We start from the raw sequence: 23,688 nt of genomic DNA on the forward strand, positions 1-23,688 counted from the left end.
TCAACCGAGCGAGGGTCGGGCGGCGCGGCGACGCTCGGTGAGCCGTCGTGCCTTCACCGCGTTACCGCAGTCGGCCATGCGGCACCAGCGACGGGAGCCGTTGCGAGTCTGATCGAGGAACAGCCAGCCACAGCCACCTTCGCGCACCGGGCAGCGGCGCACCCGGGTCAGGTCGGCGTTCAGCATGACGTCGCGGGCGGCTTCGGCGATCCGGTCGGGCACCAGCATGGCCGGCACCGTGCCGTACGCCAGCCGTACCCGCGACGGGTCGAGCACGAATCTTGCGCGGGCGGCGGCGCTGGACCAGCGCTGGTGTAGGGCGACCAGCGCGGCGCGGGCGGCGACAGGATCGCCCGCCGTACCACCGTCCGCGTCGGTGATCACCGCAAGCATCACGAGGTACAGCCCTTCACGGATGTCCCGCACGGCGACCAGGCCCGCTTGTGCCGCCGCGGGCTCGTCGCCCCACGCCCGGCCGACCTGGTCCGCCTCCGCGTCGCTGATCACGCCCGCCAGAACCGACCAGCGCAGCAGGGCGGAGCTGTCGGACAGGAAGTCGTGCGGCGACGAGCCCCCTCGTTCGAGGGTGTTGGCCAGATCGAGTGCAGGGTGCCCGCCGACCAACGGCAACTGGCACACATCGGGTGGCATGCGAGCAAGGCTACCATCCAACCTGCCGAAGGCGGTTGCTCCATCGTGGCCGGTGTGTTCACCGAGGCCGACACGGCATGAGCGCAGGACAGTTTCCACATGGGAAACGGTGAGATGTTTCGACGATCACATGCTACCGTCAAAAATCAGTTAGCCGGCATCACACGGACGGGCTTGCAATCACTGCTCGGCAGCGTGGTCGGGCGTTCACTGCACAGCGCCCGCGTAGCGGCTTCGAGGTTTGGAGGTAGCCAATGGCGCACCACCGACGCGCGGTCTATGCCCTCGCCGCGTTGTCCGCCGCCACGTTCTGCTACGTCACCACCGAGGTGCTTCCGATCGGGCTGCTCACGCTGATCGCGCCAGACCTGGGCCGGTCCAGGTCGGAGGCCGGCCTGCTGGTGACCGGGTACGCCGTGGTGGTCATGATCGTGGCGCTCCCGCTGACCCGGGTCACCCGGCGAGTGCCCCGACGCCCACTGCTCGCCGGCGCCCTCGGCGTGTTCGCGGCGGCGACGGCGGTGTCGGCCTTCGCCACCTCCTACGAGGTGTTGCTCGCCGCGCGGTTGCTGGCCGCGACCACCAACGGTGTCTTCTGGGCGGTGGTGTTTCCCGTGGCGATCTCGATGTTCCCCGCGAACATCCGAGGCCGCATCGTGGCGCGGCTGTCGATCGGCAGCGCCTTGGGGCCGGTGCTCGGCGTGCCGGTGGGCACCTGGTTGGGCGGGCAGGCCGGGTGGCGGGCCGCCTTCGTCGCCATGGCCGTCCTCGGCTTCGTCACGTGCATCGCGGTCGCGCTGCTCCTGCCGAGAGTCACACCGCAAGAGAGTGCGGGCGACGTCGGGCCGATGCCGGACCGGCACCGCTTCGTGGTGCTCCTCGTCGCCACCATTCTCGCGGTCACCGGCGCCATGGGGGCGTTCACCTACATGACCGTCTTCCTCCTCGACGTCAGCGGGTTCGCCGCGGCGTCTCTCGGCGTGCTGCTCTTCGTGCAGGGCTCGTTCGGCGTCGTCGGCACCTGGGCGGTCGGCCGGGCGCTGGACCAGTTCCCGCTCGGTGTCGTGCTGGGTCTGCTCGGGCTGATCACCGCAGCGATGCTCGGCCTCTACGGGCTCGGCACGAGCAAGGCCTTGACGATCCCGTTGCTCGCCGTGGCGGGCATGTCGTTCAGTTCGCTGATCGCGGGAATCCAACACCGCATCATGCAGGTGGCCCCGTCGACCACCGACATGGCGTCGGCCGGTCTCAGCGTCGCGTTCAACGTCGGCCTCGCGGCCGGCTCGCTCATCGGCGCGGGCCTGCTGGCGACGGCCGGGATACGAGTCATCCCGCTGTTCGGTGGCCTGCTGACGGCCGCGGCGTTCGCCCTGCTCGCCTGCCACGAGATGTCCCGCAGGAGAAGGCGCGGCGATGAGGCTGCCCGGATCGATGCCCAGCTACCACCGGCCGGACATCGCGCAGCTCACGCTTGATCCCCTTGTTCCATCGGGCTCCTGGATCACGACCACCCCGCCGGGCACGGTCCACGACGTGTCGCCGAAGGTCGCACCGGTGCGGCCGCTCGCCGGGCCACGATGGCCGGTGTGCCAGCGTCGATGTGGCCGCCACTGAGCACGAGGTCGGGCCCGGCGTGGAGGGTGGTCCTCCACGCCGGGCCGTCGCCTCGGGGGGTCAGCTGGCTGCGCAGATGACCGATGCCGGGCCGGTGCCGGTGCCCTGGAAGCCGAAGTTGGTCGACTGTCCCGCGCCGACGTGTCCGTTGTAGCCCACGTTGGTGAACCGGACGGTTCCGCTGGTGCCGCTGGCCTGGGCGTTCCAGGTACCGGTGATCGCGGTGCCGCTGGGCAGCGTGATGGTCGCGGTCCAGCCGTTGATGTCCGCGGAGCCGGCGGTGACCGTCACGCTGGCGGTGAATCCGCCGGACCACTGGTTGACCGCCACCGACGCGGAGCAGCCGTTACCGGTCGGCGGCGGAGTGGTGGGGGGCGCGGTGGTCGGCGGAGCGGTCGTCGGCGGGGCCGTCGTCGGCGGCGCGGTGGTCGGCGGAGCCGTGGTCGGCGGGGCCGTCGTCGGCGGCGCGGTCGTCGGCGGGTTCGGCACCCCGTTGGCCAGGCTGTAGGCCAGGTCGGGCTGGAACGAACCAGCCGTGTAGCGGCAGCCGTCGGCCTCGCCCGGCGGCTTCACCCAGAGGTACGCGTCGATGTTGCTGTCGCCGGTGTTCGTCGTCGGGTACTGCCCGATACGCCGGTCGGTGTTGTCGTCGCCGCACCAGTCTCCGCTGGCACCCCCGTTGCGGCTGGTGTCGATGACCTGGCGCTTGCCCGAGAGGCCCATGCCGTTGAGGGCGGAGATGACCGCCCGGCCGAAGTTCGCCTCGCTGGACGTCGAGTTGAAGTTCGACACGTTGCTGAAGAAGCCGTCGGCGTACTGCACGCCCGCTGCCCGGAGCCGGTTGGCCGTCTCACCCGCGCTGTTCCAGGTGGAGTGGCCGGCGTCGAGGTACACCTTGGCGTTGGGGTTGCCCGACTTGATGGTCCGGGTGGCAGTCGAGATCGCCTGGTTGCGGGCGTTGAGTTCGCTGCTGCTCAGGCATGTCTGCAGGGCGAGCGAGTCGGTCTCCAGGATGATCAGGACCGTCTGGTTGCCCAGACCTCGGGCGAAGTTCGACACCCACGTCTGGTACTGGTTGAGGTCCGGGGCGCCACCGGCGCTGGCCCCGCCGCAGTCCCGGTTGGTGATCTCGTACACCGCAAGCACCGGGATCTGCTGCGCCGCGTTGGCAGCGCCGACGAACCCGGAGACCTCGGACTGGATGGTTGACGGGTTGAAGTTGGCGAACCAGCGGGCCTGCGGCTGACTCGCGATCTTGTCGCGGATGACGCCGGCACGCGAGTCGCCGGGGTTGGCGGCGACCCAGCGGACGACTGCCGAACTCGGATCGCGGTAGAGCGACCCGGACACCGTGCCGGCGGACGCGCCGCCGACGGCGTAGCAGATGCTGGCGGCGGCGGTGCCCGCGATGGCCGCCACACTGAGGGCCACCGATCTACGGCGCCGGGGGGAGAGGATAGCCACGACGTGTTTCCTCCTGATCACATTGATGTATCTAAGTTCATGGGAGCGTTCCCAAGACGGTAGCGGAGGCGGGCGTCGCTGCCAAGACGTGCGGGCTCGTCGTTGCGGCGGCGGCCGCGGGCGTTGCAGGTTCGCGCAGCGGCCTGGGGGTGGGCGGCGGCGGGCTGGCCCGCTGTCGCTGGACGACCCTCGAACGCGCGACGGCGGTGACCGCACCTGTCTGTGCGATCACCGCCGTGGTGGTGCGCGGTCGGTCAGAGGCTGATCGTTACGGCTGCAGAGCGTCCGCGGCCGGGGTCCAGGTCGACTCGTTCCCGACGTCGGCGACCGTGATCCCCTTGGCGATCTTCTCCAATTCCGCCCGGGGCAGGCCGTTGCCGAGGCCACTGGTGCTCACCTGGACGACGACCTTCCCGTCGGCGCTCCAGACGTTGCAGAAGCCGCCGTCTCCGGTGCCGGCGTCCTGGCCGCGCTGATCGGACACGTTGTGGCACGTCGTCGCGCCGGCCTCCGGCGACTGGTTCGAGCTGGTGCTCGGCGTGACGAAGATGTGGAACCCGTCCTTGATGGCGCCCTCCACGGTGTCGTACGGCGCGGAAAGGCCCGTCGTGGGCGCGGCTGGTTTGGTGTACGTCGCGCCGCCGTAGTCACCGGCACGGGCCGCGGCGATGCCGCTGAGGCCGGGCATCGCGTGGCTGCCGATCTGCAACGGCGCGTAGCCGCCCGGCACGTAGCCCAGAGTGAACGGCACCAGAGCCGGCGTCGGCTTGGTGGGCTTCAGACCTTCGACCAGGCCGCCCAGATTCTCGAAGCTCGGCGTGGCCTCGTCGCTGGAGATCGACGTGACAGCCGCCCAGGCGTTGTCGGCGTACTCCCAGGCGAACAGCTTGTTGCCTGCGTCGGCATCGTTCCGCGGGTCGAGGCCGACCGGCAGCAGCGCCTGCACGGCCCTGCGCCCGGCAACTGTGACGTCCGTGCCGTCCTTGATCTTCGCGGGGTCGAAGACGCCCGGCCGGTAGACGGTCAGGTACGCCCACAGGCTCGGCTTTCCCCCGGCGGCCTTCTTCTTGTCCTGCTCGGTGGCGCCGCCCAGCGCCGCGGCCTCTTCCTCCGTGAGGGGCTTGTCGTTCGAGGTGTGACCGTCGGAGTAGACGGAGGCGATCTGGTAGGCGGTGGACGCGACGATCGGGTCCTGCACGTGCAGGGTGCCGGCGTCGTACCCCTGGAAGGTGAAGGTGAACGGCGCGGCGTCGGACCACGTGGCCGCGGCGAGCTTGGACGTCGCCGCGCCGACCGGGGCCGGCGTGTTCCGCTCGGCGCCCAGGGTGGGCAGCACGAACGCGCCCGCGACCGCGACCACGACGAGACCGGCCGCGCCGGCCGACGCGAACCCGGCCCGGCGACGCCGCTCGGCCCGCCGCCCTGCCGCGATGATGTCGTCCGCGGTGCGGGCCATCGGTGGCTCCTCGCCCGTCACGGCGTCCACGAACTCATGCAACTGCATTTGTCCACTCCTCGATCGGCTTTCCGGTGAGATTGATGCGTTCGGCGGCCAGTGACACGCGCAGCTTCGCCAGGCCCCGGGAGACCTGACTCTTGGCGGTGCCGACCGTGCAGTCGAGGACGCCGGCCGTGTCCTCCAGGCTCAGACCCAGGTAGTGCCGGAGCACGACCGCGGCCCGCTGTCGGGGCGGTACGGCGTCGAGCGCCGCCCGCAGGCGCATCCGCTCGTCGGTCGCACCGGTCGGGTCCCGCAGCGCGACGTCCGGCATGGCGTCGCCGGCCGCCCGCTCACGCCGCCAGGGCCGGCGGGTCTCGTCGACCGCTGCCCGATAGACCATCGTCTTGACGTAGAGATCGGGTCGGTCCAGCTTGCGCCAGCGGGGGTAGAGCTTGACCAACGCGTTGGCCACTGCGTCCTCCGCCGTGTGCCAGTCGCCGCAGGTCACGTACGCCAGCTTGCGCAGCGACGCCATCTCGGACGTCACGAACTCGCGGAATGCCTGCTCGTCTTCGGCTCTCAAGTCCACTGCCTCCTCGTGACGGAGGTAGAACGGAGCCGGTCGCCCGGGAAGTTGCACGCCGAAAGAAGTAGTTGTTCGCGCACCGACCGTGACGGCGCGGCTCAGCGCGGACCTTCGCCGCCTGTGCGCCGCAGCTCGGGCCTCTCGTAGGCTCGGATGGTGGAGAGCAGTCGGAGCCAGATAATGGCTCACATGTTGGATGCGGCGGAGAACGCCTCGCCTGTCGACGCGGTCGAGGCGGTCACCCGGGAACTCGGTGCGGCGCTGGGAGCACGTAGCGTCGCGTTTCTGATCGCCGACCTCAGCGGCCGGGCCCTGGTCCGGTTGGCCCATGTGCCGTTCGCCGGGGCCGACGCCGGTGGCGGACGCCGGGACGGCGCTGAGTTCGCCACGGTCCTGCCGTTCGACAGCGGCCCAGTGGAGCAGGCGTTGCGGAGCCAGACGGTGCGGGTCTTCGGGCAGCCCGATGGTTGGACGGTGTTGGCACCGGTGACCGACCGTGGTGAGGCGATCGGCCTGCTCGAGATGGTCCTGCCGAGGGACCCGGATTCACGGGAGCTGGAGGAGATCGGCCGCACGGCGCACGTGCTGGCGTTCGTGGTGATCGCCAACCGGCGGCACACCGACCTTTTCGAGTGGGGGCAACGCACGACCCCGTTCACCCTGTCGGGAGAGATCCAACGCCGCCTGCTGCCCGGCTCGTTCACGTGTGAGGCCAGCGCGTTCACCCTGTCCGGTTGGCTGGAGCCCGCCGCGAGCGTCGGCGGGGACACCTTCGACTACAGCCTCGCCCGCGACGTGCTGCACTTCAGCGTCACCGACGCGATGGGCCACGGGGTGGCCAGCGCGCTGACGGCCACTCTGGGGGTGGGCAGTCTGCGCAACGGTCGACGTCGCGGGGTGAGCCTGGTGGAGCAGGCCGAGGCCGCGAACGCCGACGTGGCCGGGCACACAGCCGTGCCCGGCAGTTTCGTCACCGCGCTACTGGGCCGTCTCGACCTGCGCACCGGGGTGTGCACGCTGCTCAACGCCGGGCACGTCCCGCCGATGCTGGTACGCAACGGGGACACCCGGGCGTTGTCCCTGCCGGGCAACTTCCCGCTGGGAATGTTCACCGAGGCCACGTACAGCGCCGGCGAGGTCACGCTGCGCCCCGGCGACCGTCTGGTGGTGGTCACCGACGGGGTGCGCGAGCGCAACGCGGCCAGCCTGGATCTGCCATCCATGCTGCGGTCGATCGCCGGTCTGCACCCCCGCGAGGCCGTCCGGGCGTTGGCCGACGCCGTGCTGGAGGTCAGCGGGCCGACCCTCGCTGACGACGCCACCCTGTTCGTCGTCGACTGGCACGGCGGGCACAGCGAGGACCGGCGGACCAGCGCCGGCGCCGACCAGGAACGCGCCAGCTCTCTGGGGTGACTAGCGGCCGGTCGCGTCGGCGGGGCGGAGATCCGCCTCAGCCGCCGGCACGTCGTCGTAGACGCCGATGACCCGGTCCACCGAGGTGACCGACAGGACGCTGCGGACGGCGGGCTGCACAGTGGCCAGGCACAGTCGGCCCCCGGCCTCGCGCAACGCCTTGAACATCACCACCAGCGCGCCCAGCCCGCTGGAATCCATGAACCCCACCTCGGCCAGGTCCACCACCACCAGACGCTCCCCGGCTTCAACCAGCCGTTGCAGGCCTTCGCGCAACTGTGGGGACGTCGCCATGTCCAGCTCGCCGCGCACCTCGAGAACGGTGCAGCCGCGGCCCGGCCGGACCGACAACCCTAGATCCACTACAGCCTCCCCACGCCGTTGACCTCACCCTTACCCTAATTCGCCGAGGGGTGAACCGCCGTCGGCCATCGCCGGCCGCGGACTGCCGCTGACCAGCGCACTCGCCGACGTGGTCGCCTTTCCTCCCGACGCACCGGGGCCGGCGCCGCTCCGCATCGCCAGGCGCCTCGCCGACCGACGAGTGGCCCCGTACCGCAGTGCGGACGCCCCGGCTGACCGAATCGCAACCCGCCGGACACGGCATTGACATATTTCACTGTGCGATCTAGCGTCGGGTCGAATCGGTTCGGCCACCTGCCGAACACCTCCGGCGTCCTTCGGCGGCCGGTCGTGTGGTGTTCGGGCGAACGACGTGGCCACCGACGATTCGACGACCACCTGGTCCCGCATGGGCGGCGAGGCCAGGGGCGGAAACCTGTGGCGATGAGCCGGCCGTCGTCGTGGGCAGATCGCGTCTTCCACGTTCCTCGACGACGAGCGGAGTCGGCGGGGTGACCGAGGGTGGTCGTCCCGCACCCCTTGACCTGAATCAGTTCGTGCCGAATGGCGGGAGCCCCCTCATGACAAGACGTAGACCCCTCCTTGGTTCTCTTGCGACGGCCGCACTCGTCGTCGCGACCGTGGGCGTGGCGGGAATGACCGGTGGCCTGAGCGCCAACGCGTCGACCGCGAACGTCACAGCGGCCGCGGCGACCGCCGGATGCGGCAAGGCGCCCACGTTGACCAGCGGTTCACGGTCCATCCAGAGCAGCGGCCAGAACCGCAGCTTCATCCTGAGGATCCCCGACAACTACGACCGGAACCACCCGTACCGGTTGATCTTCGGATTCCACTGGAACGGCGGCACCGCCAACGACGTCGACGGCGGCGGCTCGGACGGCGCGGCCTGGTCCTACTACGGACTGCGGCAGCAGGCGAACAACAGCACCATCTTCGTGGCCCCGCAGGGCAACGGCAACGGCTGGGCCAACCCCGGCGGCCAGGACGTCACCTTCGTCGACAACATGATCAGCCTGATCGAGGCGGACCTCTGCGTCGACACGACGCAGCTCTTCGCCCTCGGCTTCAGCTACGGCGGAGGCATGAGCTATTCGCTGGCCTGTTCGCGCGCGGGTGTCTTCCGCGCGGTCGCGGTCTACTCCGGCGGGCAGCTCAGCGGGTGCGGCGGCGGCACCCAACCGATCGCGTACATGGGAATCCACGGCATCGGGGACCCGGTGCTCAACATCTCGGCCGGACGGTCCCTGCGGGACACGTTCGTGCGGAACAACGGCTGTACCCCACAGAGTCCGCCCGAGCCGAGAGCGGGCAGCCTGACCCACATCACCACCACCTACTCCGGATGCCGTGCCGGCTATCCCGTGGTGTGGGCCGCCTTCGACGGCGGGCACACCCCCGGCCCGGTGGACGGCGGCGGGGACAGCGGAGCCCGGACCTGGACCAAGGGCGAGGTGTGGCGGTTCTTCACCCAGTTCGGCAGCACCGATCCGACGCCGACCCCGACCGTGTCACCCACCGGCGCTCCGACCACCCCGCCTCCGAGCGGCACGTCGGCCCTGCGCAACACGGCCTCCGGGCGGTGCCTGGATGTCAACGGCGCCTCGCAGGCCAACGGCACGGCGGCGATCATCTGGGACTGCCACGGCCAGAGCAACCAGAGCTGGACCTCGACCGCCGCTCAGGAGCTGCGCGTCTTCGGCGACAAGTGTCTCGACGTCAACGGCGCCGCCACCGCGAACGGCAGCTCGGTGATCATCTGGGACTGCAACGGCCAGTCGAACCAGCGGTGGCGGCTCAACGCCGACGGCTCGATCACCGGAGTTGGCTCGGGCCGGTGCCTGGACGTGGTCGGCAACGGTACGGCCAACGGCACGCGCATCCAGATCTGGGACTGCAACGGCGGGGCCAACCAGCGATGGAGTCGGAGCTGAACCCGGCGAACACCTAGGGGCGCACCGATCGGGATCGCTGAGCCCACCACGGGGCCGGCTCGGCTGCGGAACCACCCGGTTCCGCAGCCGAGCCGGCCCGCCCTGCCGGTGCGTGCTCGCGGCATTCATCAAATCTTTCGAGGGCGCCCGGTGATCCCGCCGCCCAAGATCGCGGCATTTGTGGTTGGTCGAACCCGTTGACCGCCGATCCATGCGGTGCCTAACATATGACGTCTAGTTATTAATGATCTTCGATTAACGGCCTTCTGCGGTACGACAGCTCGACACCTGCCGTACGGCTTCTGGGGTCGGAAGCGGTTGGGGAGGCGAGTCAGATGTTCGGTAGAGGGAGTCATCGGCGCAGTACTGGCGAGGGCGGGCCGCGCCGCTGGGCATGGCGAAGCACGCGACCTCCGCGTCGGCTGACCGCTTCGGTGCTGGGAGGGGTGGTCCTGGCGGCAGCCGTGCTCACCGGATTCGCCTCCCCCGCCCAGGCGGCGACCGCCATCACCATCAACGGCGGATCCGGTGGACGGGCGCTCGACGGGATCGGCGCGGTCAGTGGCGGCGGCGGCAACAGCAGGTTGCTGATCGACTACCCCGAGCCTCAGCGCAGTGACATCCTGGACTACCTGTTCAAGCCGGGCCGCGGCGCCGCCATGCAGCTGCTGAAGACGGAGATCGGCGGGGACACCAACTCGACCTCCGGCGCGGAGCCCAGCCACGAGCACACCCGGGGCAACATCAACTGCAACCGGGGCTACGAGTGGTGGCTGATGGAGCAGGCGCGGTCGCGCAACGCCAACATCGCCCTGGCGGGCCTGGCCTGGGGAGCGCCCGGCTGGATCGGGAACGGCAACTTCTGGTCCAACGACTCGATCGACTACCTGGTGGCCTGGCTGGACTGCGCGGCCACCCACGGGCTCACCATCAACTACCTCGGCGGGTGGAACGAGAAGGGCTACAACGCCACCTGGTACAAGAACCTGCGCTCGGCCCTCAACTCCCACGGCTACAGCAGCGTGAAGATCGTCGCCTCGGACGACTTCGGGTGGGGCGCCGCCGACGAATCGCTGCGCGACCCGGCGTTCGCCAACGCCGTGCAGGTCTTCGGCAGCCACTACGTCTGCGGCTACCGCAGCGCACAGACCAGCTGCCCCAGCTCGAACAACGCGATATCCACCGGCAAGTCGCTCTGGGCCAGCGAGAACGGCTCCGACGACTACAACGCCGGCGCGCAGGCCCTCGCCCGGGGCATCAACCGTGGCTACATCGACGGCAAGATGACCGGCTACATCAACTGGCCCGCCATCGCCGCCATCACGCCCAACATCCCGTGGGCGACCACGGGCGTGGCGGTGGCCCAGCAGCCCTGGTCCGGTGCGTACTCGATCGGCAAGAGCACGTGGGTGATGGCGCAGACCACGCAGTTCACCGCTCCCGGCTGGCGCTACCTCGACGGGTCGACCGGCTACCTCGGCGGTAACCGCAACAACGGCAGCTACGTCTCGCTGAAGTCCACCAACAACAGTGACTACAGCACCATCATCGAGACGATGGACGCCGGCTCCGCGCAGACCCTCGACTTCACCGTCACCGGCGGGTTGTCCACCGGCGCCGTGCACGTCTGGTCGACGAACGTCCGGTCGAACAACACCGCCGACCACTTCGTCAGGGGCAGCGACATCACGCCGAGCGGCGGTCGTTTCTCGCTCACCGTCCAGCCCGGCTACGTCTACAGCATCACCACCACCACCGGGCAGGGTAAGAGCACGGCGACCAGCCCGGCGGCGGGCAACCTGAAGCTGCCGTACAGCGACACCTTCGACAGCTACGCCGTCGGGCGCGAGGCGAAGTACCTGATGGACCAGCAGGGCTCGTTCGAGATCGCCGGCTGCGGGGGCGGTCGCGCAGGCCAGTGCGTACGCCAGATGTCCGAGCAGACGCCGATCTTCTGGACGTCCGGTCAGGCCGAGCCGTACACGCTGTTGGGTGACCTGTCGTGGCGCAACTACACGGTCTCCTCGGACGTGATGCTGGAGAAGTCCGGCTACGCGCAGCTCATCGGACGCGCCAACACGTACAACCACCAGGGGCCGCAGAACCTCAACGGTTACTACTTCCGGGTGACCGACGGTGGCGCGTGGTCCATCCGGAGCAACAACACCAGCGGCAACTGGCGCACGCTGGCCAGCGGGAACACCTCGGCGCTGGGCACCGGGCGCTGGCACACCCTGTCGCTGACGCTCAACGGGAGCACCCTCACCGGGGCCATCGACGGCAACACCGTCGGGACGGTCTCCGACTCGACCTGGGTCGCCGGCCAGATCGGGTACGGCACGGGTCAGGGGGTCACCGCCCAGTTCGACAACCTCTCCATCACGCCGGTCGGCAACTCCGGTGAGCCGGGCGCGACCGGGGCGATCCGGGGCGCGGGCTCCAACCGGTGCCTGGACGTCAACGGGGCCAGCCAGGCCGACGGGTCGGTCGTGCAGATCTGGGACTGCAACGGCGGCGCCAACCAGCAGTGGACGCTCACCGCGAGCAACCAGCTGACCGTCTACGGCAACAAGTGCCTCGACGTGCCGGGCACCGCCGCGGGGAGCCGCGCGCGGATCATGTCCTGCAACGGCGGTAGCGGCCAGCAGTGGCGGGTCAACGCCGACGGCACGATCACCGGCGTCGGATCGGGGCTCTGCCTCGACGTCAACGGCGCGGGCACCGCCAACGGCACCGCCGTGCAGATCTGGACCTGCACCGGCGGCAGCAACCAGCAGTGGATTCGTAGCTGACCTGACGCTTACCCGATTCGCGACGGCCGGCCGCTCAACTGAGCGGCCGGCCGCCGTCCGTGCGGGCGGCCGACGTCGCCAGGGATCCCCACGGCTGCGGTGGACGTCAGACCGCCGGGGTCAGGGTCGAGGAAACCCGGGTCGTCCGGGAACCGGGCGCTGATCGTGGTCGCATACATGATCACGGTGACCTCCGGCTTGCCGGAACGGCCTCCGACCACGACCCGGACGCGGAAGCCCCGATCGGCCACCGTCCCCTGACCACAGTCGTCGGCGGACTCCACGTCGGAGGATCAGGGCGTATCGTGTGCTGGCCGCGCCGCACGGGCTCATCCCGGCCGGCCGGCAGCCGTCACACGGGGAGGTCTGATGGCGCAGTTTCCCAGCGGCGACTTCGGCGCGGCGACCGAGCGGTTCGTCGCCTCCTGGTCGGCGGACATCTCCGAGCGGGCCGCCCGGGCGCAGGAGTTGTCGGAGCGGGTCGCGGCGCTGTCGGCGACCGCCGAAGGCGCGGACGGCGCGGTCCAGGTGACCGTCGCCGCGTCCGGCGCCATGACCGACCTTCGACTCGACGACCGGGTGTCGCGGTGGCGGGCGGACGAGATCGCCGCCGAGGTGCTGGCGGTCATGCGCCGGGCGCAGGGGCGGTTGGCCCCGCAGGTCGCGGACGCCGCGGCGGAGACCGTGGGCGCCGACTCCGAGACCGCCCGCGCCGTCGTCGGCAGCTACGAGCGGCGCTTCCCGGAGGTGCCCGAGGAGGAGGACGAGCAGAGGTACGCCGGCTGGGGTGACCGTGGGCGCTGAGGCAGCCGGGTTCGAGGTCACCACTGCGGCGGTGACCGGGCACGCCCGCTCCGTCGACCGGATCGCCGAGGCGATCGGCACCGCGCACGACGCGGGGGCGTACGTGCGGATGGGCGCCGGCGCGTACGGGCATCTGCCCGTCTGCCAGGCGATCCCCTTCCTGTTGGACTTCCTGCAGGGGCCGGCGGTGGAGGCGCTCGCCGCGGCGCAGGAGGCGTTGCACAGCGCGGCCGGGGCGCTCGACGGGACGGTGGACGCCTACCACCAGACGGACGGGACGATCTCCGCTGCCCTCGGGCGGATGCACCGATGAGCACCGACGTGGCGAACCCGCTGATCGCCGCCCGGCAGGACACCACCGCCGCGTACAGCGGCGTCGGCCTCGTCGAGAGCCTGGTGGACCTGCGCCACGGCATCGAGAGCGGGTCCTGGATCGACACGACCATCGGCGGTTTCGGTACGTCGATGGAGGTGCTGGCGACCTGCGTCGACCCGATCGGGTCGATCGTCTCGTGGGGGGTCGCCTGGCTCATCGAGCACGTCAAGCCGCTCTCCGACGCCCTCGACTGGCTGGCCGGCGACCCCGACCAGATCACCGCGTACGCGCAGACGTGGCACAACGTCTCGCGGCAGGTCACCGGTCAGGTCACCGCCCTGTCCGAGGCGGTACGCACCGAGATCGCCACCTGGACGGGCCCCGCGTCCGAGGCGTACCGCCGTTACAGCGACCAGCACGTGCGCCACCTCGCCGGCCTGGCGGACGCCACCGGGCTGATCGGCACCGTCGTCGAGGGCGCGGGCCTGCTGGTGGCGCTGGTCCGGGAGTTGGTCCGGGACCTGATCGCCGACTTCGTCTCGGTCCTCGCCGTCCGGCTGTGGGAGTGGCTCGCCGAGGCCGGGCTGACCCTGGGAGCGGCCACCCCACTGGTCGCGGCGCAGGTCTCCACGCTGGTCGCCAAGTGGGCCGCCAAGGTCGCCGGGCTACTCACGGCGCTGGCCCGCAGCGTCAGCCGGCTCCGGCCGATCCTGTCCAAGCTCGGCGAACTGCTCGACACCCTGCGTACGGCGCTGCGCGGTCTGCGGCGTACCCCGGGCGGGTCGAGTCCTTCCGACATGCCGGCTCCCGGCCCGGGCGCGCGGGGTTACACCGATCCCGCGGGCGGGGGCGGGCAGGCGCCGCCGTGGGCCTGGCAGGACGGGCCCGGGCCGGCCGGTGCGGGCCACGGGCCGGGACCGGCCGGCGGCGGCCCGGCGCACGGCGGCCCGCCCGGGCCGGCCGGAGGGCCACCGCACGACGCCGGGCCACCGCACGACGGCGGTACGGCGCACGGCGCCGACGATCCACCGGACACCGACGGGTCCGACGCGGCGGAGCCCGGGTCCACAGCCGATCCGCTGGTGCCCGATCATGCGAGCGAGGCCGAGTTGCGGCTGCTCGGCAGGGAGGTGCACAGCATGACCGAGCTCGACCCCGGTGGGCACGTCAACGACGCGTACGACGTGACGTTCACCGACGGCACGCACGGTGTCTACAAGCCGAATGTGCCGGAGAACGAGTTCGTCCAGGTGCGCTCCACCATCCCGGAGAATCAACTGGCCGCCCGGGAGGTCGCCGCCTCGCGCCTGGACGAGGATCTGGGCTTCGGCCTGGTGCCCACGACGGCACGGTGGGACGGTCCGCACGGGGCCGGGTCGATGCAGGAGTTCGTGGAGAACGCGAGCCCTGGTCGTCCCGCAAGCGACTACCCCGTCGCGGAGCGCGAGCGGATGGCGGTGCTCGACTACGTCAGCGGCAACACCGACCGGCACATGGGTAACTACCTGACCGGCCCGGACGGCCGCCTGGTCGCCATCGATCACGGCTACTCGTTCCCCGAGTCGAACGGCGAGTCGCTGCGGTCGGACTTCGTTGCGCAGCAGATGAACCAGCCGCTCAGTCCGGACACGATGGCCCGGATCCAGGCCACCGACCCGGCCGTGCTGGCCGACCGGCTGCGCGGCACCGGCCTGAGCGAGCAGGCGCTGTCCGGTGCGATGGACCGTTTCAACGAGATCCGCAGCCGAGGCACGATCACGGGCGAGGCGTGGAACGCGTTCCGTCCGCCGAGCCCGTGGTGAGCGAAGGAGCCGTGGTGAACCAGGAGACAGGCATGACCGAGCAGGCAGGCATGACCGAGCAGGCGGCGACTCGCGTGGCGCTGTACACGTTCGCCCAGCACACGAACCGGCGGGTGGCCGAGTTCCGTTGGCAGCCGGGCCAGGCGGTGTCGCTGACCATCCTCGACCCCGAGTGGGGTGCGCTCGCACAGGACTTCTACGACAACGGTGTGCCGGTCGGCGCGGAGCGGGTGCCGCCGGAGGCCGGCCCCGACTTCATGCGCGCCCTGCTGCAACGCTTCCGGATGAGCTACTACAAATTCGTGGACGAGAGCGGCTGAGCCGCCACCGCCCCGGTACGACAGCCATCGGTACGCTGCACGGCGGCGTCGCGGTCTCCCCCGTACTCTGGCGACGGTCAGCGGGCGGCGAACCATGAGCCATCCGACGAAGTCGTACGTGAGAGGGGCGACCACGGCATGACGGCGGTATCGGACCAGCGGTCGACTGCGGTGAGTGCCGGGGAGTCGGCCGAGGAGGACCTGCGGGCGCTGTTCGGGCAGTCCATCGCCGTTTTCGCGTCGCTCGTGGGGCCCACGCACGTGGTGGAGACGGCGAACCCGGCGTTCTTCGCCACCATCGGTGAGGATCGGGCGCGCACCGGGGTCCCGCTCTCCGAGCTGATGCCGGAGTTGGCCGGTCAGGGCTTCGTCGCCCTGCTGGACGAGGTCTACCGCACGGGTGAGCCCTACACCGGTCGGGACGCCCGGATCGTGCTGGGGACCGGCCCGCAGGCGCGGGAGGTGTTCTTCGACTTCACCTACGAGCCCCGCCGTGACGCCAGTGGCACCGTGACGGGGATCCGCGTGATCGGTGTGGAGACCACACAGGTCAAGCACGCCCAGCGGCTCATGGTCGAGCACCGCGCCATGCTGGAGCAGATCGCCCGCCAGGCGCCTTTGGCCGAGGTGCTCGACGGGATGGCCCGCTGCATCGAGAATCTGGCGCCGGAGCAGGTGCTCGTCTCCGTGCTGCTCGCCGACCCGGACGGCCGGCACCTGCGTCACGGCGCGGCACCGAGCCTGCCCGAGTTCTACAACCAGGCCATCGACGGGATCGCCACCGGCGAGGGTGTCGGCTCGTGCGGCACCGCCGCGCACCGGCGCGAACCGGTGATCGTCACCGACATCGCCACCGACCCGTTCTGGGACGACTTCCGCGACCTGGCCGAGCGGGCCGGGCTCGCCGCCTGCTGGTCGATGCCGGTCCTGGCCCGCGACGGCAGCCTGTTGGGCACCTTCGCCATGTACCACCGCACCCCGCGCGTCCCGCAGGACACCGACCTCGCCCTGGCCCGGGTCTTCGCCGACACCGCGGCCCTGGCCATCGAACGCCACCACGTCGAGCAGGCGAAGGTCGCCGCTGAAGCCCGCGCCAAGGCCGCGCACGAGGAGCTGGCCAAGGCGGTACGCGCCGAGCGGCAGCTGCGCGCCGAGGCAGAGCAGCGCGCCGCCGCGGCGGCGGAACTCGCCGACCGGATGCGCGCCGCGGCGGCCGCACAGGCCGCCCGACCGCATCCCGAGCACTGCCAGCTCGGCGGCGCCCAGGGGTGCGCCGCACCGGCGAAGGTCAAGATCGCCGACTCGTGGGGTGATGCGGCGTGGGGCTGTGAGTCCCACGTCGAGGAGGCCATCCTCAACGTGCGGTCGGTGTTCATCGCGAGCGAGGAGCTCGGCGGCCTGGCCGCCTACGTCAACCGCTGACTTACCGGAGCACCGCAGCGTCGACTGGCGACGCCTTGTGGTCAGGCCGCGACGGCCGCCCGGACGTCGTCGTCGGCGGCGCGCAGCCGGGCGGCGGCCTCCTCGGCGGTGCAGTGGGCCAGCAGCAGCACGATTGCCGTCTTGGCGTGCCCGTGCGCCGCCGCGAGCGCCCGCTCGGCCGTGTCGAGGTCGGTGTCGGCGGCCTCGGCGACGATCCGGCGTGCCCGGTCGACGAGCTTGGCGTTGGTGGCGTTCATGTCCACCATGAGGTTGCCGTAGACCTTGCCGAGCCGGGCCATCGCGGCGGTCGAGAGCATGTTGCAGACGAGCTTCTCGGCGGTGCCGGCCTTGAGTCGGGTGGAGCCGGTGAGCACCTCGGGGCCGGTCGGCACCTCGATGGCGACGTCGGCGTGCCGGCTGATCACGGCGTCGGTGTTGCAGGCCACGGAGACGGTCGCCGCGCCGCGCGCGCGGGCGTGATCCAACCCGCCGACCACGTACGGGGTACGGCCGCTGGCGGCGAGCCCGACCACCGTGTCGCGGGCGGTCAGGCCTACCGCGTCGAGGTCGGCGACGGCGCGGTTCGGGTCGTCCTCAGCGCCCTCGACGGCGACGCCGAAGGCTCGTGCCCCGCCGGCGAGCAGACCGACGACCCGGTCGGGCGTCGTACCGAAGGTGGGTGGGATCTCGACGGCGTCGAGCATCCCGATCCGGCCGCTGGTGCCCGCGCCGACGTAGATCAGCCGTCCGCCCTGGCGGAGTGAGGCCACGATGACGTCGACGGCGGCGGCGATGTCCGGCACGGCCCGACGAACGGCGTCCGCGACGGAGCGGTCCTCGTCGTTCATCGCGAGAAGCAACTCGGTGGGAGACATCCGGTCGAGGTCGCTGGTCTTGTCGTTGCGGGTCTCGGTGCCGAGGGTGCTGAGGTCCATCAGGTGTTCGTTCCTCTCGCTGATGTTCAGCCGCCGAGCGCCGACGGGCGCGTCCTGCTGGGCCGACGCGCCCTCTATCAGCAGGCTGAAACCACAGCGTAACCAGCCCGGACGGGCGCTGGCAAAAAGTTTCGCGTTACTGTGGGCCAACGTCACTTATTGACAACCCGCTGCGTGGGGAGTGAACCGTGCGCCAACTCGACCTTGTCGTGATCGTGCTGTACCTCGTGGTGATCGCCTTCGTCGGTCTACGCCTGTCCGGCAAGCAGAAATCCGCCAAGGACTACTTCGTGGGCGAGGGCCGCCTGCCGTGGTGGACCGTCTCGTTCTCCGTGGTGGCCACCGAGACCAGCGTCCTGACCGTGATCAGCGTGCCCGGTGGCGCCTACAGCGGTCAGGGGTTCGGCAACGTCGAGCTGGCCCTGGGTTACGTCATCGGTCGCGTGGTCGTGGCCACGGTGCTCATCCCGCTCTACAAACGGGGTGGGTTCGTCAGCGCCTACCAGTACCTCGGTGAGCGGTTTGGCCTGAAACTTCAGGGTCTGGCGTCGGTCACGTTCGTCTTCACCCGCCTGCTCGCCGAGGGCGTACGCCTGTTCGCCTCGGCCATCCCCATCAAGCTGCTCCTCGACGAGTTCGGCCTGCACGTCGGCTACCAGGCCATCATCGTGGTCCTCACGCTCATCACCGTGGTCTACACCTACCTCGGTGGCATCAAGGCGGTCATCTGGACCGACGCCATCCAGATGGGGTTGTACCTGGGCGGAGCCATCCTGGCCATCGCGGTGCTCAGCCACGCCGTCGGCTTCGACGGCTACTCGCAGGCGCTGGACGCCGGCAAGTTCCAGCTCTTCGACACCAACTTCGATCTGGCGCACGTGCTCACCAGCCCGTTCGCCCTGCCCACCGCCATCATCGGTGGTGCGATCTTCGCGATGGCCAGCCACGGCTCGGACCAGCTGATCGTCCAGCGCATCCTGTCCACCCGCACGCTGCGCGACGGGCAGAAGGCGATGATCTCCTCGGGCGTCTTCGTGGTCATCCAGTTCGCCGCGTTCTCCCTGGTCGGCGCGCTGCTGTGGTCGTACAACAAGGGTCAGACGTTCAAGGAACTCGGTCTGGCCAGCAGCGACAACCTCTACCCGAGCTTCATCCTGCACGCCCTGCCGGTCGGCATCTCGGGCCTGCTGGTGGCCGGCATCCTCGGCGCCGCGATGGGTTCGCTGTCGTCGGCGCTGAACTCGATGTCGAACTCCACGGTCGCCGACTTCATCCACAGCTTCTTCCGCAAGGTCCCGTCCGACGACGCGATGCTCCGGCTCGCCCGGGTGATGACCCTGGTCTGGGCCGTGTTGATGGCGGTCTTCGCCTGCGCGTTCAGCTCCAGCACCGGAAACGTCTACCTGACCGGTCTGACCATCGCCGGCTACACCTACGGCGCGCTGCTCGGTGCGTTCCTGCTCGGCCGCCTGGTCAAGCGGGCCAACCAGGTCGACGCGTTCATCGCCTTCCTCGTCACCGTGGCGGTGATGACCTACATCGTCCGCTTCGTCAAGATCGACGTGACGACGGCCGGCACCACCACCGCCACCGCCATCGCCGCGCAGTGGCTGGTGCCGATCGGCGTCCTGATCACCCTGGTCGTCGGCGCGGTGTCGAGCCGGTTCCACCCGGCCCCGGAGACGCCGTACGACCATGGACGGCGCGACGACGACATCGACGACGACGCCGCGGCGACGCCCGCCGGCCGGGCGTGAAGGAGGACGCGATGCGCGTGATCGGCCTGATGTCCGGAACCTCCTACGACGGCATCGAAGCCGCCGCAGCCGAGTTCGACAGGAGCGGCGACACCCTGCGGATGCGACCGCTGGGCCGGCTCAGCCACCCGTACCCCGAGTGGTTGCGCGCCCGGATCGCCGCGGCCCTGCCACCCGCGGCGACCACCACCGAGGCGATCTGCGTGCTGGACACCGGCATCGGTCAGACCTTCGCCGAGGCGGGCGTGCGGGCGGTCGCGGAACTGTGCGACGGTCACGCCGACCTGGTCGTCTCGCACGGCCAGACGATGCACCACTGGGTCGAGGCGGGTACGGTCCGCGGCACCCTCCAGCTGGGTCAGCCGGCCTGGATCGCGGAGGCCACCGGCCTTCCGGTCGTGGCCGACCTGCGCAGCCGCGACGTCGCCGCCGGTGGCCAGGGCGCTCCCCTGGTCGCCCTGTTCGACGCGTTGCTGCTGCGGGGCCTGCCCGGCGTCCCCGCCGCACTCAACCTGGGCGGCATCGCCAACATCACAGTCGTCGCGCCGGACGCGGATCCCCTCGCGTTCGACACCGGGCCGGCCAACGCGCTCCTCGACGCCGCCGTCCGCCACTTCAGCGGCGGCACCGAGGAGTACGACCGGGACGGGCGCGGCGCGGCAGCCGGGCAGGTGAACCCGGACCTGCTGCGGCGGCTGCTCGACGAGCCGTACTACCGGCAGGCCGGCCCGAAGAGCACCGGCAAGGAGCTGTTCCACCTGCCGTACCTGCTCGCCGCCCTCGCCGACGCCCCCACGCCGGAGCCGAACGACGTGCTGGCCACCCTCACCCGGCTGACGGCGGTCACGGTGGCCGACGCCTGCCGGACGCACGGCGTCACCCGGCTCGTCGTCTCCGGCGGCGGGGCACACAACCCGACCCTGATGGGCCTGCTCGTCGACGAGCTGCCCGACGTCGACCTGACGTCGAGCGACGAGGTCGGTGTCGCCTCGGACGCCAAGGAGGCGCTGGCCTTCGCGCTGCTGGGCTACCTGACCGTGCACGGGCTGCCGGGCGCCCTGCCCTCGGGCACCGGCGCGCGGCACGCCTCGGTGCTCGGCAGCATCACCCCCGGCCGCCAACCGCTGCGGCTGCCGGCGCCTGTCGACACCGCACCCGAGCGGATGCTGATCATCGCCGACTGACCACCTTTCCCGGGAGGATCCGCCCATGAGCACCGTCGTTCCCGCGCCGAACGCCGCCGGCGTCCGTGCCCGCGAGGTGGCCGACCTGCTGCGCCCGCACCTCGACGATCCGACCCGGGTCAGCGCCGAGCTGCCCCGGAGGCTGGCGGCGGCGCACGACGCCTCGCCGTACCTGTTCGAGCCGCAGGCAGTGGTCCGCGCGGCCTCGGCGGCCGAGGTGGGCGCGCTGATGGTCGGCGCCCGGGAGGCCGGCGTGCCGCTGACCCTGCGCGGTGGCGGCACCAGCCTCGCCGGGCAGGCCGGCGGTGCGGGCGTGCTTGTCGACGTACGCACCGACTGGCGGCACGCCGAGGTGCTCGACGACGGCCGCCGCATCCGGCTCCAGCCGGGCCTGACGATCCGGCAGGCCAACGCCCGGCTGGCCCGCTACGGCCGCCGGCTCGGACCGGACCCGGCCAGCGAGGCCGCCTGCACGGTCGGCGGCATGGTGGCCAACAACTCCAGCGGGATGACCTGCGGCACCACCGACAACGCGTACCGCACCATGGAGTCGCTGCGCTTCGTCCTCCCGTCCGGCACCGTCGTCGACTCCGCCGCCCGCGACGCCGACGACCGGCTGCGCGCCGCCGAGCCCGAACTGCACGCCGGGCTGCTGCGCCTGCGCGACCGGGTGCGCGCGACCCCGGCGTCGCGCGCCACGATCGAGCGGCTGTTCGCCATGAAGAACACCATGGGGTACGGACTGAACTCGCTGCTCGACCACGACAGCCCGGTCGACATGCTGGCCCACCTGATGATCGGCAGCGAGGGCACGCTCGGGTTCGTGGCCGAGGCCGTCTTCCGGACCGTCGAGATCCACCAACACGCCGCCACCGGCCTGCTGATCCTGCCCGGTCTCAGCGCCGCCACCGACGCGTTGCCGGCCCTGCTCGCCGCCGGCGCGCGTACCGCCGAACTGCTCGACGCCGCCGCGCTGCGGGTCAGCCAGCGCGACCCCGACGCGAGCCCGGCCCTGCGCGGGCTGACTGTCGTCGGGCACGCCGCGTTGCTCGTGGAGTTCGCCGAGGACAGCGCGGAGCGGCTGGCCGCGACGCTTGCCGACGCCCAGCCCGTGCTCGACCGGCTGCCCGCCGTCGCCGGCACCGAACTGACCCACGACCCGCGCGAGCGGGCCCGGCTCTGGCACCTGCGCAAGGGCCTCTACACGGCGGTCGCCGGCGCTCGCCCGCCCGGCACCACGGCCCTGCTGGAGGACGTCGCCGTGCCGATGCCGCGCCTGACCGGCACCTGCGACGGCCTGATCGGCCTGTTCGAGCGGCACGGCTATCCCGACGCGGTGATCTTCGGACACGCCCGCGACGGCAACCTGCACTTCATGTTGACCCAGTCCTTCGACACACCGGCCGAGATCGACCGCTACGCCCGGTTCACCGAGGACATGGTCGACCTCGTGCTCGCCGAGGGGGGCACACTCAAGGCCGAGCACGGCACCGGTCGCGCCATGGCGCCCTTCGTCCGGCGACAGTACGGCGACGAGCTGTACGACGTGATGCGCGAGCTGAAGCGGCTGTGCGACCCGAGCGACCTGCTCAACCCCGGCGTGCTGCTCAACGACGACCCGACGGTGCACCTGCGGCAGCTCAAGGCCGTCCCGACCGTCGACGCGGAGCTGGACGCGTGCGTGGAGTGCGGCTACTGCGAGCCGGTCTGCCCCACCGCCGACGTCACCACCACTCCCCGACAGCGCATCGTCCTGCAACGACAGATCGCCCTCGCCACTGCTGCCGGAGACGAGGAACGCCGCCGGGAGCTGACCGCCGACTACGAGTACGCCGCGGTGGACAGCTGCGCCGCCGACAGCCTCTGCGTCACCGCCTGCCCGGTCGGCATCGACACCGGCGCGGCGATGAAGCGGCTGCGCGCCGAGCGGCACAGCCCACTCGCCCAGCGCACCGCCCGCGGTGTCGCCCGGCACTGGAAGGGCGCCGTGGCCGGCGTCCGGGTCGGGCTGAACGCCGCGCACGCCGTGCCGACACCGCTGACCCGCGCCGCCACCGGGGTGATCCGTTCCCTCGGCGCCACCGAACTCGTCCCACAGTGGAGCGACGGCATGCCGCGCGGCGGCGGGCCTCGGCCCGAGCCGCGCAGCGCGCCGGACGCACGGGCGGTGTTCTTCGCGGCGTGCATCGGCAGCGTCTTCGCGCCGGAGGACGGCCCGTCCGGCGGCTCGGCGGCGGCGTTCCTGCGCCTGTGCGAGCTGGCGCGGGTGCCTGTCGTCGTGCCGGCCGGGACGGCGGGCCTGTGCTGCGGGACGCCCTGGCAGTCCAAGGGCTACCCCGCCGGCCACCGGGAGATGGCCGAGCGGACCCTGGCGGCGCTGTGGACGGCCAGCAACCACGGCCGGCTGCCCATCGTGTGCGACGCGTCCTCCTGCACCCACGGGCTGACCCAGCTGACCGCCGCGCTGGCCGAGAAGGACCGGGCACGGTACGCCGCGCTGCGCTTCGTCGACAGCGTGACCTTCACCGCCGTACACCTCCTGCCGGAGCTGCCCGAACCCCGGCGGCTGGGCTCGCTGGCCCTGCACCCCACGTGCTCCACAGTCCACCTCGGCGGCATCGACGACCTGCACACCGTGGCCCGGGCGGTCGCCGACACCGTCACCGTGCCGGACAGCTGGGGATGCTGTGCGTTCGCCGGTGACCGGGGGCTGCTGCATCCCGAGGTCACCAGCGGCGCCACCGCCGCCCAGGCCGCCGAGGTCAACCAACGCGACCACGACGCGTACGCCTCCTGCAACCGCACCTGCGAGATGGGCATGAGCCGGGCCACCGGGCAGCCGTACCGGCACGTGCTCCAGGTGCTCGTCGAGGCGGTCGAGCCACCGGCCTAG

The 23,688-nt window shown here is 71.2% G+C and carries 18 protein-coding genes; 12 read left to right on the forward strand and 6 right to left on the reverse strand.

What is annotated here, in order from left to right; all coding sequences use genetic code 11:
* On the reverse strand, positions 1–651 hold the full coding sequence (locus tag AB0B39_RS03815; protein WP_357573412.1) for a CGNR zinc finger domain-containing protein: 651 nt from the start codon (positions 649–651) through the stop codon (positions 1–3).
* Positions 652–905: 254 nt separating this feature from the next.
* Here AB0B39_RS03815 and AB0B39_RS03820 point away from each other — a divergent pair, with 254 nt between their 5' ends.
* Positions 906–2,126 carry an MFS transporter gene (locus AB0B39_RS03820; RefSeq protein ID WP_357573413.1) on the forward strand — a complete coding sequence of 407 codons (1,221 nt, stop codon included), beginning with the start codon at positions 906–908 and terminating at the stop codon, positions 2,124–2,126.
* Between the two features lie 199 nt (positions 2,127–2,325).
* On the opposite strand, the gene AB0B39_RS03825 is transcribed toward AB0B39_RS03820, so the two are convergent.
* The 3 genes from AB0B39_RS03825 to AB0B39_RS03835 form a co-directional block, all read right to left on the reverse strand.
* On the reverse strand, positions 2,326–3,729 hold the full coding sequence (locus AB0B39_RS03825; RefSeq protein WP_357573414.1) for a glycoside hydrolase family 6 protein: 1,404 nt from the start codon (positions 3,727–3,729) through the stop codon (positions 2,326–2,328).
* Between the two features lie 268 nt (positions 3,730–3,997).
* Positions 3,998–5,233 (reverse strand): hypothetical protein, encoded by a 1,236-nt coding sequence (locus AB0B39_RS03830; protein WP_357573415.1) that lies wholly within the window; start codon positions 5,231–5,233, stop codon positions 3,998–4,000.
* On the reverse strand, positions 5,220–5,753 hold the full coding sequence (locus AB0B39_RS03835) for a SigE family RNA polymerase sigma factor (RefSeq protein WP_234584297.1): 534 nt from the start codon (positions 5,751–5,753) through the stop codon (positions 5,220–5,222). The genes AB0B39_RS03830 and AB0B39_RS03835 overlap by 14 nt, the downstream gene beginning before the upstream one ends.
* 192 nt (positions 5,754–5,945) lie before the next feature.
* Here AB0B39_RS03835 and AB0B39_RS03840 point away from each other — a divergent pair, with 192 nt between their 5' ends.
* Positions 5,946–7,169, forward strand: a complete 1,224-nt coding sequence (locus tag AB0B39_RS03840) for a PP2C family protein-serine/threonine phosphatase (RefSeq protein ID WP_357573416.1) — start codon at positions 5,946–5,948, stop codon at positions 7,167–7,169.
* On the opposite strand, the gene AB0B39_RS03845 is transcribed toward AB0B39_RS03840, so the two are convergent.
* Entirely contained in the window at positions 7,170–7,532 is a 363-nt protein-coding gene (locus AB0B39_RS03845; RefSeq protein ID WP_357490789.1) for an STAS domain-containing protein, read from the reverse strand. It abuts the gene before it with no gap.
* A gap of 560 nt (positions 7,533–8,092) precedes the next feature.
* On the opposite strand from AB0B39_RS03845, the gene AB0B39_RS03850 reads away from it, so the two are divergent.
* From AB0B39_RS03850 to AB0B39_RS03880, 7 genes are all read left to right on the forward strand, one after another.
* A complete protein-coding gene (locus AB0B39_RS03850; protein WP_357573417.1) occupies positions 8,093–9,463 on the forward strand; it encodes a lectin in 1,371 nt (456 codons plus the stop codon).
* Positions 9,464–9,798: 335 nt separating this feature from the next.
* A complete protein-coding gene (locus AB0B39_RS03855; RefSeq protein ID WP_357573418.1) occupies positions 9,799–12,255 on the forward strand; it encodes a ricin-type beta-trefoil lectin domain protein in 2,457 nt (818 codons plus the stop codon).
* Positions 12,256–12,624: 369 nt separating this feature from the next.
* Positions 12,625–13,059 (forward strand): YbaB/EbfC family nucleoid-associated protein, encoded by a 435-nt coding sequence (locus AB0B39_RS03860; protein WP_357573419.1) that lies wholly within the window; start codon positions 12,625–12,627, stop codon positions 13,057–13,059.
* Positions 13,043–13,372 carry a hypothetical protein gene (locus AB0B39_RS03865; RefSeq protein WP_234584290.1) on the forward strand — a complete coding sequence of 110 codons (330 nt, stop codon included), beginning with the start codon at positions 13,043–13,045 and terminating at the stop codon, positions 13,370–13,372. Before AB0B39_RS03860 ends, AB0B39_RS03865 begins: the two co-directional genes overlap by 17 nt.
* Positions 13,369–15,177, forward strand: a complete 1,809-nt coding sequence (locus AB0B39_RS03870; protein ID WP_357490798.1) for a hypothetical protein — start codon at positions 13,369–13,371, stop codon at positions 15,175–15,177. The genes AB0B39_RS03865 and AB0B39_RS03870 overlap by 4 nt, the downstream gene beginning before the upstream one ends.
* 14 nt (positions 15,178–15,191) lie before the next feature.
* On the forward strand, positions 15,192–15,497 hold the full coding sequence (locus AB0B39_RS03875; RefSeq protein WP_357573420.1) for a hypothetical protein: 306 nt from the start codon (positions 15,192–15,194) through the stop codon (positions 15,495–15,497).
* Between the two features lie 138 nt (positions 15,498–15,635).
* The gene (locus AB0B39_RS03880; protein WP_357490800.1) at positions 15,636–16,919 is read left to right on the forward strand and encodes a GAF domain-containing protein; all 1,284 of its coding nucleotides are present in this window, start codon (positions 15,636–15,638) and stop codon (positions 16,917–16,919) included.
* 41 nt (positions 16,920–16,960) lie between these two features.
* Here the strand turns inward: AB0B39_RS03880 and murQ are convergent, their stop codons facing one another.
* The gene (murQ, locus tag AB0B39_RS03885) at positions 16,961–17,854 is read right to left on the reverse strand and encodes an N-acetylmuramic acid 6-phosphate etherase (RefSeq protein ID WP_234586562.1); all 894 of its coding nucleotides are present in this window, start codon (positions 17,852–17,854) and stop codon (positions 16,961–16,963) included.
* A gap of 188 nt (positions 17,855–18,042) precedes the next feature.
* Here murQ and AB0B39_RS03890 point away from each other — a divergent pair, with 188 nt between their 5' ends.
* The 3 genes from AB0B39_RS03890 to AB0B39_RS03900 are packed head-to-tail and all read left to right on the forward strand — an operon-like array spanning position 18,043 to position 23,688.
* Positions 18,043–19,611 (forward strand): sodium:solute symporter, encoded by a 1,569-nt coding sequence (locus tag AB0B39_RS03890; RefSeq protein ID WP_357573421.1) that lies wholly within the window; start codon positions 18,043–18,045, stop codon positions 19,609–19,611.
* Positions 19,612–19,622: 11 nt separating this feature from the next.
* A complete protein-coding gene (locus AB0B39_RS03895) occupies positions 19,623–20,795 on the forward strand; it encodes an anhydro-N-acetylmuramic acid kinase (RefSeq protein WP_357490805.1) in 1,173 nt (390 codons plus the stop codon).
* Between the two features lie 25 nt (positions 20,796–20,820).
* A complete protein-coding gene (locus AB0B39_RS03900) occupies positions 20,821–23,688 on the forward strand; it encodes an FAD-binding and (Fe-S)-binding domain-containing protein (protein ID WP_357573422.1) in 2,868 nt (955 codons plus the stop codon).

It is taken from the genome of Micromonospora sp. NPDC049114 (assembly GCF_040648635.1).
Taxonomy (GTDB): domain Bacteria; phylum Actinomycetota; class Actinomycetes; order Mycobacteriales; family Micromonosporaceae; genus Micromonospora.

Coding starts and splice junctions, on each gene's coding strand:
- AB0B39_RS03815 (WP_357573412.1), bottom strand. CDS start 651: ATGCCACCCGATGTGTGCCAGTTGCCGTTGGTCGGCGGGCACCCTGCA.
- AB0B39_RS03820 (WP_357573413.1), top strand. CDS start 906: ATGGCGCACCACCGACGCGCGGTCTATGCCCTCGCCGCGTTGTCCGCC.
- AB0B39_RS03830 (WP_357573415.1), bottom strand. CDS start 5,233: ATGCAGTTGCATGAGTTCGTGGACGCCGTGACGGGCGAGGAGCCACCG.
- AB0B39_RS03840 (WP_357573416.1), top strand. CDS start 5,946: ATGTTGGATGCGGCGGAGAACGCCTCGCCTGTCGACGCGGTCGAGGCG.
- AB0B39_RS03850 (WP_357573417.1), top strand. CDS start 8,093: ATGACAAGACGTAGACCCCTCCTTGGTTCTCTTGCGACGGCCGCACTC.
- AB0B39_RS03855 (WP_357573418.1), top strand. CDS start 9,799: ATGTTCGGTAGAGGGAGTCATCGGCGCAGTACTGGCGAGGGCGGGCCG.
- AB0B39_RS03860 (WP_357573419.1), top strand. CDS start 12,625: ATGGCGCAGTTTCCCAGCGGCGACTTCGGCGCGGCGACCGAGCGGTTC.
- AB0B39_RS03870 (WP_357490798.1), top strand. CDS start 13,369: ATGAGCACCGACGTGGCGAACCCGCTGATCGCCGCCCGGCAGGACACC.
- AB0B39_RS03880 (WP_357490800.1), top strand. CDS start 15,636: ATGACGGCGGTATCGGACCAGCGGTCGACTGCGGTGAGTGCCGGGGAG.
- murQ (WP_234586562.1), bottom strand. CDS start 17,854: ATGGACCTCAGCACCCTCGGCACCGAGACCCGCAACGACAAGACCAGC.
- AB0B39_RS03895 (WP_357490805.1), top strand. CDS start 19,623: ATGCGCGTGATCGGCCTGATGTCCGGAACCTCCTACGACGGCATCGAA.
- AB0B39_RS03900 (WP_357573422.1), top strand. CDS start 20,821: ATGAGCACCGTCGTTCCCGCGCCGAACGCCGCCGGCGTCCGTGCCCGC.